Annotated in this window: 15 protein-coding genes; 6 read left to right on the top strand and 9 right to left on the bottom strand. The window is 60.5% G+C overall.

The annotated features are described in order from the left end of the window. Window position 1: 1 nt before the first annotated feature. Window positions 2-505, top strand: a complete 504-nt coding sequence (locus tag LCM24_RS12865) for a CinA family protein (protein ID WP_224804889.1) — start codon at window positions 2-4, stop codon at window positions 503-505. On the opposite strand, the gene LCM24_RS12860 is transcribed toward LCM24_RS12865, so the two are convergent. Beyond that, window positions 502-957: a type II toxin-antitoxin system RatA family toxin gene (locus LCM24_RS12860; RefSeq protein WP_090479179.1), complete on the bottom strand. Its 456-nt coding sequence runs from the start codon at window positions 955-957 to the stop codon at window positions 502-504. The two genes, LCM24_RS12865 and LCM24_RS12860, sit on opposite strands and share 4 nt — an antisense overlap. After that, the gene (gene lipA, locus LCM24_RS12855) at window positions 957-1,910 is read right to left on the bottom strand and encodes a lipoyl synthase (protein ID WP_224804887.1); all 954 of its coding nucleotides are present in this window, start codon (window positions 1,908-1,910) and stop codon (window positions 957-959) included. Before lipA ends, LCM24_RS12860 begins: the two co-directional genes overlap by 1 nt. Window positions 1,911-2,022: 112 nt before the next feature. Between lipA and LCM24_RS12850 the strand changes: the two genes are divergently transcribed. Together LCM24_RS12850 and LCM24_RS12845 are read left to right on the top strand one after the other, a co-directional pair. After that, complete coding sequence (locus tag LCM24_RS12850; protein ID WP_224804885.1) at window positions 2,023-2,661, top strand: carbonic anhydrase; 639 nt, start codon at window positions 2,023-2,025, stop codon at window positions 2,659-2,661. Window positions 2,662-2,696: 35 nt separating this feature from the next. Beyond that, a complete protein-coding gene (locus LCM24_RS12845) occupies window positions 2,697-3,422 on the top strand; it encodes an NYN domain-containing protein (RefSeq protein WP_090479185.1) in 726 nt (241 codons plus the stop codon). A 63-nt stretch (window positions 3,423-3,485) separates the two neighbouring features. Here the strand turns inward: LCM24_RS12845 and LCM24_RS12840 are convergent, their stop codons facing one another. Then, window positions 3,486-4,778, bottom strand: a complete 1,293-nt coding sequence (locus LCM24_RS12840) for a hypothetical protein (RefSeq protein WP_224804883.1) — start codon at window positions 4,776-4,778, stop codon at window positions 3,486-3,488. A 302-nt stretch (window positions 4,779-5,080) separates the two neighbouring features. Here LCM24_RS12840 and gyrA point away from each other — a divergent pair, with 302 nt between their 5' ends. Further along, complete coding sequence (gyrA, locus tag LCM24_RS12835; RefSeq protein WP_224804881.1) at window positions 5,081-7,915, top strand: DNA gyrase subunit A; 2,835 nt, start codon at window positions 5,081-5,083, stop codon at window positions 7,913-7,915. After that, a complete protein-coding gene (locus LCM24_RS12830; RefSeq protein WP_224804879.1) occupies window positions 7,912-8,754 on the top strand; it encodes a TauD/TfdA dioxygenase family protein in 843 nt (280 codons plus the stop codon). The genes gyrA and LCM24_RS12830 overlap by 4 nt, the downstream gene beginning before the upstream one ends. Here LCM24_RS12830 and LCM24_RS12825 read toward each other — a convergent pair. Continuing rightward, the gene (locus tag LCM24_RS12825; protein ID WP_224804877.1) at window positions 8,751-9,422 is read right to left on the bottom strand and encodes a lysoplasmalogenase; all 672 of its coding nucleotides are present in this window, start codon (window positions 9,420-9,422) and stop codon (window positions 8,751-8,753) included. The two genes, LCM24_RS12830 and LCM24_RS12825, sit on opposite strands and share 4 nt — an antisense overlap. A 68-nt stretch (window positions 9,423-9,490) precedes the next feature. Between LCM24_RS12825 and trmFO the strand changes: the two genes are divergently transcribed. Continuing rightward, on the top strand, window positions 9,491-10,858 hold the full coding sequence (gene trmFO / locus LCM24_RS12820; RefSeq protein ID WP_224804875.1) for a methylenetetrahydrofolate--tRNA-(uracil(54)-C(5))-methyltransferase (FADH(2)-oxidizing) TrmFO: 1,368 nt from the start codon (window positions 9,491-9,493) through the stop codon (window positions 10,856-10,858). On the opposite strand, the gene LCM24_RS12815 is transcribed toward trmFO, so the two are convergent. The 5 genes from LCM24_RS12815 to LCM24_RS12795 form a co-directional block, all read right to left on the bottom strand. Continuing rightward, window positions 10,859-11,329 carry an EF-hand domain-containing protein gene (locus LCM24_RS12815; protein WP_224804873.1) on the bottom strand — a complete coding sequence of 157 codons (471 nt, stop codon included), beginning with the start codon at window positions 11,327-11,329 and terminating at the stop codon, window positions 10,859-10,861. It lies immediately after the preceding gene. 33 nt (window positions 11,330-11,362) lie between these two features. Then, the gene (locus LCM24_RS12810; protein ID WP_224804871.1) at window positions 11,363-11,935 is read right to left on the bottom strand and encodes a hypothetical protein; all 573 of its coding nucleotides are present in this window, start codon (window positions 11,933-11,935) and stop codon (window positions 11,363-11,365) included. 166 nt (window positions 11,936-12,101) lie between these two features. Then, window positions 12,102-12,506: a TadE/TadG family type IV pilus assembly protein gene (locus tag LCM24_RS12805; protein WP_160594923.1), complete on the bottom strand. Its 405-nt coding sequence runs from the start codon at window positions 12,504-12,506 to the stop codon at window positions 12,102-12,104. Then, window positions 12,506-12,964, bottom strand: a complete 459-nt coding sequence (locus tag LCM24_RS12800; RefSeq protein ID WP_224804869.1) for a TadE/TadG family type IV pilus assembly protein — start codon at window positions 12,962-12,964, stop codon at window positions 12,506-12,508. Before LCM24_RS12800 ends, LCM24_RS12805 begins: the two co-directional genes overlap by 1 nt. Then, complete coding sequence (locus tag LCM24_RS12795; RefSeq protein WP_224804867.1) at window positions 12,961-14,202, bottom strand: pilus assembly protein TadG-related protein; 1,242 nt, start codon at window positions 14,200-14,202, stop codon at window positions 12,961-12,963. Before LCM24_RS12795 ends, LCM24_RS12800 begins: the two co-directional genes overlap by 4 nt. Between the last annotated feature and the right edge of the window lie 25 nt (window positions 14,203-14,227).

The raw sequence follows: 14,227 nt of genomic DNA, 5'->3' as shown, positions 1-14,227 counted from the left end.
CATGACGCTCCACACCCTACTCCCCCAGGAAATCGACGATCTTGCGAAGCGCGTGATCGAGGAGAATTCGGCTATCGGACGCAAGGTCGTTCTGGCGGAAAGCTGCACGGGCGGGCTTGTCGCGGGCGCATTGACCGAAATCCCCGGCTCTTCGGCAGTGCTCGACCGCGGGTTCGTGACCTATTCCAACGAATCGAAGATGGAGATGCTCGACGTATCGCTCGACATCATCGAAACCTTCGGAGCTGTCTCGATCGCCTGTGCCTGGGCCATGGCGAAAGGCGCGCTTGCACGCAGCAATGCGGATGTCGCCGTGGCCATCAGCGGCGTGGCGGGTCCCGGCGGGGGAACGCAGCTCAAACCGGTTGGAACGGTGGTCTTTGCTAAGGTCGTGCGCGGCGATGAGGGTGAACCGGAAGGCGAGTTGAAACGCTTCGAGCCGGCATCGCGTGCCGACATCCGCAAGGAAGCAACACTCTGCGCGCTGGACCTGCTGCTGCCCTAAAGGTTAGCTGCGGCATTTTCGCGGCCGTAAAGATCGTCGGCGCGCTTTTCGAAGGCTTCGACCATCTTGCGGAATGCGCGGTCGAAATACTGGCCTGCCAACGCTTCGAAGACTGAATTGCGGAAACTGAAATCGACGCAGAAATCGATTTCGCAACCGCCATCGGGCAGGCAGCGGAACGTCCACTTGTTGTCGAGATCCTTGAGCGGACCGTCGACGTAGAAAACCTCGATGAAATCGGGTCGGCTCTTCACCACGCGGGAGGTGAACTTTTCGCGGATAGCCTTGAACCCGACCAGCATGTCGGCGACCATTTCGGTCTCGCTATCGCTGCGCACCCGCGTCGCGACGACCCAGGGCAGGAATTTGGAATAGCTGCCGACGTCCGCAACAAGGTCGAACATCTGCTCGCAGCTATAGGGTAGCCGCCGGGTCTCCGAGATGCCTGGCATCAGGCGGACGCCCTCGCCTGCTCCTTCGCAAGCTTGGCCTCGCGCGCCGCCCGCATCTGCGCAAAATCGTCGCCCGCGTGATAGCTCGAGCGCGTCAGCGGGCTCGAGGCGACCTGCAGGAAGCCCTTCGCACGCGCAATCGAGCCATATGCTGCGAATGCCTTCGGCGTGACGAAATCTTCCACCTTGGCGTGGCGCGGCGTTGGCTGGAGGTACTGGCCCATGGTGATGAAATCGACGTCGGCGCTACGCATGTCGTCCATCACCTGGTGCACTTCGAGACGCTGTTCGCCGAGGCCGAGCATGATGCCGGACTTGGTGAAGATCATCGGATCGTGCGACTTCACCTCCTCCAGCAACCGAAGTGAGGCATAGTAGCGCGCGCCAGGCCGGATCGTCGGGTAGAGACGCGGCACGGTTTCCAGATTGTGGTTGTAGACGTCGGGACCCGCTTCGCAGATTGCCTCTACCGCCGCGCGCATCTTGCCACGGAAATCGGGCGTGAGGATTTCGATCGTGGTGTCGGGCGTCTCGCGGCGCAGGGCCTTGATCACCTTCACGAACTGACCGGCACCGCCATCGGGAAGATCGTCGCGGTCGACGCTGGTGATCACGATGTGCTGCAAACCCATCTGGCCTGCTGCAATCGCGACATTCTCCGGCTCCATCGGATCGACGAGGCGCGGCATGCCGGTCTTGACGTTGCAGAACGCGCATGCCCTCGTGCACACATCGCCAAGGATCATGACCGTTGCGTGCTTCTTGTCCCAGCATTCGCCGATATTGGGACAGGCCGCTTCTTCGCACACGGTGTTGAGCTTCAGGTCCCGCATCAGCTTGCGCGTTTCCTGATAGCCCTTGCTTACGGGTGCCTTCACCCGGATCCAGTCCGGCTTGCGCTGCTTGCGCGGGCGTTCGTCTTCGGGGGCGGGAGCGGAGGAAAGGTCGTTCATTGCGCCGCCCATCTAGTCGCGAAGAGGGTATCCCGCAACCTTGGGTATGTCTTATCCGGCAAGCGATTCGTGCTCTTGCCTCCGGTTCGATTTGAAGGCAGCTACGCCAGCCATGAAGACTTTCGACCAGATGCTCGACGGCTACCGCCATTTCCGCAGCTCCGACTGGCAGGAGCAGCGCGAACGCTGGGCGCAGTTGGCCGAAGGGCAATCCCCGCAGGTGATGGTGATTTCCTGTTCCGACAGCAGGGTCGATCCTGCCCAAATTCTCGACGTTGCGCCCGGCGAAATTTTCGTTTTGCGCAATGTCGCAGCGCTGGTTCCGCCGTTCGAAACCACGCCGGGCCGACACGGCGTTTCTGCGGCAGTCGAGTTCGCCGTCCAGTTCCTCAAGGTGAAAGAAATCGTCGTGATGGGCCACGGCTTGTGCGGGGGCTGCCAGGCCGCCCTCACGCAAGACCTGCACGGCAATGAAATCGGCGAAGGCGGCTTCGTGGCGCACTGGGTCGATATGCTCGATGATGTTCGCGGCCCGATTGCCGACAAGCTTGGTACGACCGGCCGCGAGGCGGAACTCGCCATGGAGCTGGCCGCAGTGAAGATCAGCCTGCAAAACCTCATGACCTTCCCCTATGTCGACGAGAAGGTAAACAGCGGCGCGCTCTCGCTGAGAGGCGCGCATTTCGCCATTTCCGATGGCATCCTGCGCTTGCTGGATCCCGACACTGGCGAATTCACCGCAGCGGAGTAAGCCGCCCCTCCCCATTCGGAACCGATTGAGCTTTCATGCCTGAAAAACCGCTGCAAAACATCGCGCTGCTGATCGATGCGGACAATACTTCGCCCAAGGGGATCGATCCGGTCCTGACTGTCATGGCAGAACTGGGGCAGGTCAACATCAAGCGGGCTTATGGCAATTTCACCAAGCCGAACCTGGCAAATTGGGGTCCGCTCAGCCACAAATACGGCATCCTGCCCTACCAGCAATTCGATATGACAGCGGGCAAGAATGCCACCGACATGGCAATGACGATCGATGCGATAGACCTCCTTTATCAAGGGAAGGTCGACGGCTTCGGGATCATGAGTTCCGATAGCGATTTCACGCCGCTCGCGACCCGCCTCAGGCAGGACGGACTGCTCGTCTACGGCTTCGGGAGCAAGAACAAGACCCCGGATGCCTTCAAGAGCGCCTGCACCCGCTTCATCGATATCGACGCCCTCATCAAAGGCGCTTCGGACGAGGCGGATGCTCCCAAGCAGAACGGTAAGAAGAGCAAGGGCAGCATCGATGAAGAGCTGGTCGAACTGCTCGGCACGGCATGGAAAGCCGCCCGCCGAGACGACGAGGGTTTCGCCCAAATGGGAGAGGTCGGCCAGATCGCGGGCAACCGGTCCAGCTTCGATGTGCGTAACTACGGTTTCAAGCGACTGTCGGACCTGTTCGAGGCTATCGAGCAATTCAAGGTAGAACGCCGCGACAACACGGTCTGGGTCAAGCGTCTGCGCTAGATAGGAAAACGGCGCGAACCCCGTGTGGGATCCGCGCCGCTCCTCAATCAGAAGATTGCAATCTTACATGCCGCCCTGCTGTTCGGCATAGATCGCCCACAGCTTGGCAATCGCAGCACGCTGGCCTGCAACGGCGTTGAAGCTCTCAATAGCTTCCGCACTCTTGCCCTGCTCCAGCTGCGCGATACCGAGACGCGTGTGAGCGAGATCGGAATTGACGCCGCCAAGGCCCAGGGCCTTCGTGTAAAGCGTTTCAGCAGCTGCATAATCGCCATAGCTGAGCGCGAGGTCGGCGCCGGTCATAACGGTGCGAAGGTCGGAAGCTCCGCGCGCACCGGTCAGGATACCCGAAAGATCGGCGCGGTCGGTCTTGGCACGATCGGTAGCCATACCGAAGATTTCCGAGACATAGGTATCGGTGCGCTTCAGCGTACCCTTGGTGTAGCCTTCGTTGATCACGGCAGCGACTTCACCGGGGAGACGGCGATAATCGGCGCTGTCGATGTAGTCGGCGTACATGCGTTCATCGCGCAGGGCGTCGGCATCACGCGCCAGGCGCATGAGGTCGAGGATTTCCGGGTTCTGCCAACCGCCACCATAGGCGGTGATTGCAACGACCTCGCCCCAGTTCTGCTGGGTCGGGAAATGCTTGATGAAAAGCTGAGCGAAGTCATTCAGCTCGGCCTTCATCTGGTTGTTGTAGGACATCTGCAGGCCGCGACGGACCCACTGCTCGTTGACCGGCTCGCCGGCGGCTTCACGCGCGGCGATGGCGGAGGCCAGATAGTCGAGGCCCGCCTTGTAGTTTTCTTCGCTGAAATAGGATTCCGCGATCAGGCCTTCGGGCTGACTTTCGATCGCACCAAGCTCGACCGCCTTCATCAGGTAGGTACGCGCCTTGGGATACTGGTCGAAATTGTAGGCGAGCTGGCCCGCGAGCAGGTTGTACTGGCCGAGGGATTCGGGCGCGACCTTGCCGCTTGCGAGCATCAGCTCGACGCCTTCGAGCTGGAGTTCGCGGTTCTCGAGGTTGCTGCCCATGCTGTAGATGAGGTTGCCCGCGATCATGCGGTCGTCATCGGTTTCTACAGCGGCTACCACTGCCGGACGCTGTGCCGCAATCGCATTCCAGTCGGGCGCATCGCCGTTTACCTGCGCGGCGATCGGCTGATAGACTGCGATAAAGCCGTCGGAATACTTCTTCGCGTCGGCCTTCTCATCCTTCTTCTTCTTTTTCTGGGCGAAGGCGGGCTGCTCCAGAGCAACCGTCGCGGCTGTTCCGGTGGCACCGAGGACAAGAGCAAGGGCGAGCGCAGACGACGTGCTCGAAGCCTTGGAAAGACGGGTGAAAATCATATGTAACTCCCAAGAGTGGATAGGGGGAATGAGCGCGGGGGCGCCGAATTCACTCAACGGTGCGGCAATTGGCCTTTTAACGCTCTCATTGCAAATCTTGTAGGGATTTCGCGCTGAATGGACATTGAATGACGCCCTGACCGGCCATTCAGCAAACCGATGCGAGAGGCCTCAAGACATATGTGGAAAAAGCGCCGATTCCGGCCCCGTTTTCCCCTTCGAAATTGGCATGATTCCGCCGCTTCCCCTAAGGTGGCGGCTTGAACTGATCCCTCGATCGCAGATCATGGAAACACAGCGTTTTGTCTGACGAAACCGAATTGATGGAAAACCCGGCTCCGGGCTCCGAATACACCCGCATCGACATCGTTGATGAGATGAAGACCAGCTATCTCGATTACGCGATGAGCGTCATCGTCAGCCGCGCCCTGCCCGACGTTCGGGACGGGCTGAAACCGGTCCATCGCCGTATCCTCTTCGCCAGCCAGGAAGGCGGCTTCGTCGCCGGCAGGCCCTATCGCAAGAGCGCGAAGATCGTCGGTGACGTGATGGGTAACTATCACCCGCACGGCGACGCTGCGATCTACGATGCGCTGGCCCGCATGACGCAGGATTGGTCGCTGAGGGTTCCCTTGGTCGATGGCCAAGGCAACTTCGGTTCGATGGACCCGGATCCGCCTGCGTCCATGCGTTACACCGAGGCAAGGCTGGCGCGTGTCGCCAATTCCCTGCTCGACGATCTCGACAAGGATACGGTCGATTTCACCGACAACTACGACGGTTCGCGGCAGGAGCCGACCGTGCTCCCCGCCCGCTTCCCGAACCTGCTGGTCAATGGCGCCGGCGGTATCGCGGTCGGCATGGCGACCAATATCCCGCCGCACAACCTCGGCGAAGTGATCGACGGCTGCCTCGCCTATATCGACAACCCGGCCATCACGAGCGAAGAACTGTTCGAGATCATCCCGGGCCCCGACTTTCCGACCGCCCCGCTGATCCTCGGCAAGAGCGGCGCACGTGCTGCCTACACCACGGGTCGCGGTTCGATCCTGATGCGGGCCCGCCACGAGGTGGAAACCAAGGCGAAGGATCGCCAGTCGATCGTCCTCACCGCCATTCCTTACCAGGTCGGGAAGAACGCCCTCGTCGAAAAGATCGCAGAGGCCGCAAAGGACAAGCGGATCGAAGGCATCTCGGACATCCGCGACGAATCGAGCCGCGAAGGCGTGCGCGTGGTCGTGGATCTCAAGCGTGATGCTTCGCCCGAAGTCGTGCTCAACCAGATCTGGCGCTACACGCCGGCACAAGCCAGCTTCCCGGCCAATATGCTCGCCATTCGCGGCGGACGACCGGAAGTCCTTACGCTGCGTGAATTCATCCAGGCTTTCATCACCTTCCGTGAAGAAGTCATCACACGCCGCACCAAGTTCGAGCTGAACAAGGCGCGTGAACGGGCCCACATTTTGCTCGGCCTGGTGGTCGCGGTTTCCAACCTCGACGAAGTGGTCGCGATGATCCGCGGCTCCTCCAACCCGGCGGAAGCACGCGGCAAGCTGCTGGCGAAGGAATGGCCGATCGGCGACATCGGCCAGTATATCGCGCTGGTCGAAGCGATCGAACCGACCGACGAACAGGACGGCGGAACCTATCGCCTGTCCGAACGGCAGGTGAAGGCGATCCTCGACCTGAGGCTCCACCGCCTGACTGCGCTCGGCCGCGACGAGATCGGTGACGAGCTCAAGGAACTCTCGATCGCCATCGAAGAGTATCTTTCGATCCTTGCCGACCGCGTGAAGCTTTATGGCGTCATGCGCGAAGAACTGGACGAGATCCGCGCGACCTACGCCACGCCTCGCGTCACCGAGATCGCACCTGCATGGGACGGCATCGAGGACGAGGATCTCATCGAGCGCGAGGAGATGGTCGTCACGGTCACGCATGGCGGGTACATCAAGCGTACACCTCTCGAAGCTTTCCGTGCGCAGGCACGCGGTGGCAAGGGCCGCTCCGGAATGGCGACGAAGGACGAGGATGCAGTCGTCGAAATGTTCGTCACTTCGACGCATAACCCTGTGCTTTTCTTCACGAATACGGGTCGCGTTTATCGCATGAAGGTCTGGAAACTGCCCGAAGGCAGCCCCCAGACCAAGGGTCGGCCAATGGTCAACCTCCTGCCGCTCGGCGACGAGGAGCGGGTGACCAACGTGCTCGCCCTGCCCGAGAATGAAGCCGAATGGTCCAAGCTCAACATTGTCTTTGCGACGGAACAGGGCATGGTCCGCCGTAACTCGATGGATGCTTTCACCAACGTACCGAGCAACGGCAAGTATGCGATGGGCTTCGTGGAAGGCAGCGGGGATCGCCTGATCGGGGTCGAACTGCTGAACGAAAACCAGGAAGTCTTCCTCGCATCGGATTCCGGTAAGGCAATCCGCTTTGCCGCCACCGATGCGCGCGAAACGAAGAGCCGGACGGGCATCGGCGTGCGCGGCATGACGCTGAAGAACGACGCCAAGGTCGTTTCGATGGCGGTTCTCGATCCGCTTACCGCCGACATGGAAACCCGCGAGGCCTATCTTCGCGCCGCCCATTGGAAGAACAACGACGCGGTCCATACGCTCGATGCCGATACCGTCGCCTCGATGGAAGAGGAGGAGGAGTTCATCCTCACCCTCACCGCCAACGGCTATGGCAAGATCACCTCGGCTTACGAATATCGCACCATCGGGCGCGGTGGTCAGGGTCTGACGAACATTGGGACGCCCGACAGCAATCCGGAGCGTAACGGCCCCGTAGTCGGCAGCTTCCCCGTCAGGCACGGCGCACAGCTTATGCTTGTTACCGACCAGGCCAAGCTGATCCGCCTGCCAATCGATTTCCGTCACGAGATCCCCAACGGGTTCGAAGATCACAAGGGCTTCTCCATCTCCGGTCGCGGGTCTTCGGGTGTCCGCATCTTCGATGTCGCCAAGGGCGAGAAGATCGTCGGTGCGGCTTTGATCGACGAAACGGAAGAACCGGAGAACGAGGCGGAAGAGGCTATCGCGGAAGAAATCGCGGACAATGCCGCGAAGACGACCGAACCTTACACCACTGCCCATTCCGACAAGAATATCGAAGGCGAGCCCGGCGGGTGACGATCACTGCGGAAAGAAGCGAAGGGCCGTTCGGCGCCAGGGTAACCGGCGTCGACTTGTCCCGCGAACTTTCCGCAACAGACATACAACGGATTCGCGAGCTTTGGCTCGAGCACAAGGTGCTGGCTTTTCCCGGCCAGACCATGGGCGACGACGATCTGGAACGGTTCACCATCGCCATGGGCGGATTCGGAGAAGACCCCTTCTTCGATCCCATCGAGGGCCGCAAGAACATCGCCGCGATCCTGCGCGAGGCAGATGAAACCAGTCCGTTATTCGCGGAAAACTGGCATAGCGACTGGAGTTTTCTCGAACATCCGCCTGCTGGGACGTGTCTCCTTGCCGTCGACATACCATCGACCGGCGGCGACACCCTGTTCGCGGACCAGCAAGCCGCCTTCGAGGCGCTTTCCGATGACCGGAAGGATTTCCTGAGAGACCTGACGGCCATTCACAGTGCCCAACTCGCCTATGCTCCCGAGGGAACATACGGGGAGAGGGATCTGGGCCGATCGATGGCGATCCGCCCCAATGAGAGCGCGCGAGAAACCAGGACGCATCCTCTGGTCCAGCAACACCCGGAAACGGGTCAGGAGTGCCTCTACTCAACGCTGGGATACATCATCGGCATCGAGGGAATGGAGCAGGCAGAAGCGATTACCCTCTTGGCCGAACTTGCCGAGTGGCAGTCGCGCGACGAATTCGTCTATCGTCACAAGTGGGAGCCCGAAATGCTTGTCATGTGGGACAATCGTGCCGTGCTGCACAAGGCAACCGGCGGTTACGAGGGACAGCGGCGCGAATTGCACCGCACGACCATCGCGGCGTGGCAGCCTTAGGCTTTTGCGGCCCTAAGCTCCGGATGCCGCAAGGTCTGAACCACACCGGTCGCGATCAGGAATTGCCCGCCGTAATATAGCGGCCAGATGAGCCATTCCGCGACCTCATAGGGTACCCTGCCCGCTTCCCGACTGAAGATGATCAAATCGGAGACGACGAACAACACCGCGCCCGCACCCACTCGGTAGCGCGGGAAATTACTGGTCCAGGCTGCCGCCGCCATGGCCCCGACAAGGAAACTGTAACCTGCCGCAAGTTGCCAATTTGGAAGTGGATAGGTGATTAGTGCGGCAAGGATCGAGGTCAAGATCAACAAGGCTAACCCTGTCGCTTTTTGGCTTCCGGTTGTCGCCGCGCGCCGATGCCGAAGATATAGCCAAACTGCGATCAGGTGGCCGATGGCGAAGAGCCCGCCTCCGATCAGGAAGCTGACCATAATCATTGCATCACCCATCGCTCCGAAGGCCATTACGGCTGCGATAAGCCATGCGTCGAAGCCCTTCCCCCGATGCGCCGCATAAATCGCGAGGAAGCCAACGCCTGCGGCTTTCCACCCCATCAACCAAATGCCGCCGATGGGATCATCTTCCACGAAGTAAAAGCTGATTGCCGCGATCAGGCTCGCAAGCAAGTATGGACGATGTTCGGATAAGGCGCGTTTTGGCATGGATTTCCCTCTTAGCCGGTCGGTAAGCCTTGATAGAGGGCATGTGCAAGCACTAGGTGCGCATCGCAATGACACACGACATCCAGATTATCGGCGGTGGTCTCGCGGGCAGCGAGGCGGCATGGCAATTGGCGCGGCGCGGTTTCAAGGTGCGCCTGTCCGAAATGCGCGGCAGCGGGGACATGACCGCTGCCCACCAGACCGACGGGCTGGCAGAACTCGTCTGCTCCAACAGCTTTCGTTCGGACGACAGTGACAAGAACGCGGTCGGCCTGCTGCACGACGAGATGCGCAGGCTCGACAGCATCGTCATGCGTGCGGGCGAAGTCGCGCGGGTTCCTGCGGGAAGCGCCATGGCGGTCGACCGTGACGTCTTCTCGGCAGAAGTGCAGCGCACGCTCGACGAACACCCGAATGTCACCGTGGTACGCGAACGCGTCGATGCCCTCCCCGCTGCCGGCTCGACCATCGTCGCGACAGGCCCCCTCACCGCGCAATCGCTAGCCGAGAGCATCGTCGGAGCGACCGGGCAGGACCGTCTTGCGTTCTTTGATGCCATCGCGCCCATCGTCCACCGGGACAGCATCGATATGTCGAAATGCTGGATCCAGAGCCGCTGGAACAAGCGGACCGAGGCCTCTAACGCGGATGGCGATTACATCAATTGCCCGATGACGAAGGAACAGTATCTCGCGTTTCACCAGGGCCTGATGGACGGCGAGAAAACAGAGTTCCGCGAGTGGGAAGCCGACACGCCTTATTTCGATGGCTGTATGCCGATCGAGGTCATGGCCGCGCGTGGTGTGGAAACGCTGCGCTACGGGCCGATGAAGGGTGTCGGGTTGGACAATCCTTATGACACCACGGAAGAACATCCGCAGGGGCGCTGGCCCTATGCGGTGGTGCAGCTGCGCCAGGACAACAAGCTCGGCACGCTATGGAACATGGTCGGCTTCCAGACGAAGCTGAAATACGGAGCGCAGGTGGAACTGTTCCGCACCATTCCGGGGCTGGAAAATGCCGAATTTGCGCGTCTTGGCGGCCTGCATCGCAACACCTTCATCAATTCGCCGCTGGTGCTTGACCGACAGCTGCGCCTGCGCGGAGCCGAACATATTCGCTTCGCTGGCCAGATCACCGGCTGCGAAGGCTATGTCGAAAGTTCGGCCGTCGGCCTGATGGCCGGCATGATGGCAGCGGCCGAACTCAACGGTGCGGAATGGACCGCGCCTCCGCGTACCACCGCCTTCGGGGCGTTGCTCAGCCACATTACCGGCGATGCTGAAGCCGACACGTTCCAGCCCATGAACGTCAATTTCGGGCTCTTCCCGCCGCTACACGATGTGAAGAAGAAGCAGCGCAAGGAAGCCTATACCTCACGTGCCAAGGCCGAGATGGGCGAATGGATCGCCAGCCTGGACGCTGTGCCTGCCTGATCAGCAGGCGCAGCGCGCCTTCCGTTTCTTGGGTTTCGGCCGCGTTGTGGCAAACTCGCCCGGGGTCAGCTCGTTGTCGCCATTGGCGTCGGCACCCTCGAACTTGTCGACCGTAGTTACGGCCCATTCCTCGAAGGTCAGCAGGTTATTGCCGTCCTTGTCCAATTTCCTGAACGCGGCACTGCGGGTGGACAGCATCTCCGTGCGCGAAATGCGCCAGTCCCGGTCCCGGTCGTAGCGGAAGAAGCGTTGCTGTTCCTTGGTCAATTCGCTGGCTTCCGGCGGGGTTGGGCCGATCATGTCGGCTGCATCGGCAATCGGCAGTCCCTCGGGTGAGGCATCTTCGATCAGGAGCGAGGAAAGGTCTGGCGGGGGCGCGGCTTCTTCTACTTCTGCCCTGCCCTGATACCAGAAAAGTCCCAGGCCCATCGCGGCGAGCGTAACCAAGGCCCCGGTAATTGCATGCTTCATCCCTGCGCCCCCAGATTTGCGTTAAGTCACTGTCTAGCGTCCGGAAATCCCTATGCGCAAGGCCAGTAGTGCTGCCCCCCGCCCCTCGAGCAGAGGCTTGCCTCCCAGAACTAGCGAGCGTTTGGCAAGTCCTGACAGGATCGCCAGTGGGCGCGCGCGGCGCTGCATCGCCCGATGTCCCGGAATTGTGTCCGCATGGCTGAGGACCAGTCTGCGTTCGTGCTCGTCGGATAGATGCGCAGCCAGATCTGCCAACGCCCATCGATAGCCGGCACGGCGCGCTTTCTGTTGCTCGGCTTCGGCAAAGCCTAGTCCGCGAACAGCCGCACTCCATGCACTGGCACGTCCTTTACAGAACTGATCCAGGGCCTCGGGGTCGAGGGCTTCTGCAACCAGTAGCGCTTCCCAGCCATCGACAAGCTCTGTGAGCGCTGCCGCTTGCTCGCCCCAGGCATCACTAATGCTCGTGACCAAGGGTTCGCCCAAGGGCCTTTCGCCCTCCGGCTTGGCGAGAAGATCCCTCCACCAGGCAAGCCGCATCTGGCCGATAACGGTCTCGCTGCTTGTGGCCACAACGCCCGCGAGCCGTCGGTCCAGTTCGAACATGGACCTCAATAGGAGTCTGTCAGCCGGGCGTGCATAAGCAAGGGCTAGCTGAACTTCCTCCGCAAGCTCCTGTTGGCGCGTTTGGGCTGTATCGACCATGCCCTCGCCATGACGAACATGTAGGTCGGGCGCAAGACGCGCCCTTACCCACTGTGCTCGATGGTCGTCAGAGCTGCGGGTACGACCGCTTCGTCAGGCGAACCGGAATGGTGCCCAGGTCGACGAAGACGAGGTTCACGTAGATACCGCCGGTCGCTTCCAGATCGACATAGTCCCTGCCGGACACATCCGTACCATGCGTGATGGCGAGCTGGGCATTCCCGAACTGCTGTGCGCTGAGCAGGTGATCGGTGAATTCGGTCTGCAATTCGGCATCGGACGGCACCGGCCAGACGGAAACCGCCCTCGATGCCTCGTCGAGCGCCGAGGAAAGCGAGTTCTGGAAGAACAGGTAGATGCTCATGTTGAGCGTGCCGAGTAGCATCGTCACGGTCAGCGGCAGTACGAGTGCGAACTCGACGGCGGCAGTTCCGCGGTTGTCGCGCAGGAAGGTCTTGATCCTTTTCAGCATCATTTCGTCCTTATCGTAACCGAGCCGACATGCGTCTGCTTGGTGGCGTAATCCGCGATGCCCTTGATGTTGAGCATCGGTTCCCAATCCTCGGTGACCGTGATCGTCATGTATTTCGTTTCGACGGCTGTGGGATTGACGCAAAACGGAGCGCCGATGGTCTGCTTGTTTCCATCGCACTCGATCCGGGTCTGAACCTTGATTGCGCCACCGGGCATGCCCGTTGCGTCACTAATTGCCTTTGCTACGATCGGATCAGGCGGAACATCCTCAAGGGTGCCCATCACATATTCCGCGCCAAGTTGGGCAGTTTGCTGCATTTCGATCTTGTGGCGATAGCCCATGGCAAAATCGATGCCGCCGAGAGCCATAGCCAGCACAAGCGGCATGACCAAGGCGACCTCGATAGTCGCATTTCCGCGCGTGCTGCGGGCGAGTTTCGAAATGCTGGAGATCATTTGCGCAACCTCAGGACATCATCGCCGAAGAAGGAGGCCACACCGCGACCGGCGCGGCAGCGGTTCACAACCTTGGTGTTGCCGGTGAAGGTGATGAACTGACTAACGATCTGCAGGCAGTCCGTATTCATGCCGGAGTTTCCGCTGAAGCCCACCGTAGTCGACGGCGCGTAGATCGAACCGTCGAAAATCGAGCCGTTGTCACCCGTAATGAACATCGACGTTCCCGGGGGCGTACGGCTATCCTGATGGATGACGACACCCTCGTAAGGACCGGTGTCCGGAGCACTCAGTTTGATTTCTGCAGTACCGTTTCCGGTGAACGTCCCAACCTTCTTGTCGTTGAACGGAATCGAGGTACTCGTAAACACGATCGTGACGCCATTGCCTTCGAGAGTGGCTTGTCCGTTCACCGTCAGGCCGCCGCTTCCGATATAATATGTGCCGGGTAAAAGCGTCAGGGATTGCTTGGCGTTGATCGTGATCCCTTCATAGCATCCTGGTCCCAGTATGGTCGTATTCTTTATTCGCTGTTCTGGGTTGCACGATGAAATCGAGGGATCAAAAATAATTCCATCAAACGGATCCTTAACAGGCGAAATACCGTTGTGGACTGCCGTGTCGGTCGTGATCGAACCCCCAGCGTTCACTGAGCCTACTGCGGACAGCGCGCCTGCGCGGATATGATCCGACGTTGTCGCGTCGAAGTTCGAGTTCGATGCCAGACCGCAGTTCATGTCCACACTCGCCGATCCGGATATCGTCAGTCCTGTGCCGCTCGTATCGAGCGCGATCATGCAGTTCGGGACTTCCGAGCTCGACTGCGCAACGGCCTCGACGCTGATCGTCGGGGCGTTCGCCAGGAACAGGCTGGAGAACGGCAATTCGCGCGAAGTGCTGAGCACGACGCGGACCATGCTGTTGTCGCCTGCGAAGTCACCGGCAGTGGGCGGCGTTTCGATCGCGTCGATAGTGTAGATGTGCTGGTAGTTTTCGCCCAGCACCTTGGTGACGACGGTCTTCACGTCTTCGCCATTCTTCATGGCAAGCGCGCCAGCCATCGCGCCCGCGTCGGCGGCGCTGTGGAGATCGCGGCGCCAGCTGATCCACTGGGCTGCGTCGACGGCAAGCCCCATGGTGCCGACCATGGGAACAAGCGAAGCGGCCACGAGCACGAGCACATTGCCACGCGCATCGTCGCGAACCTGCTTTAGAAACTGCACCGCTTTGCGAAGCATTGCGTACCCCATATCCAACTTGTCG

Origin of the sequence: Qipengyuania aquimaris (assembly GCF_020171965.1) — a bacterium.
In the GTDB taxonomy this organism is placed as follows: Bacteria; Pseudomonadota; Alphaproteobacteria; order Sphingomonadales; family Sphingomonadaceae; genus Qipengyuania; species Qipengyuania aquimaris_A.
The sequence above is the reverse complement of the archived record's forward strand: the minus strand, read 5'-3'. Positions and strand labels throughout refer to the sequence as shown.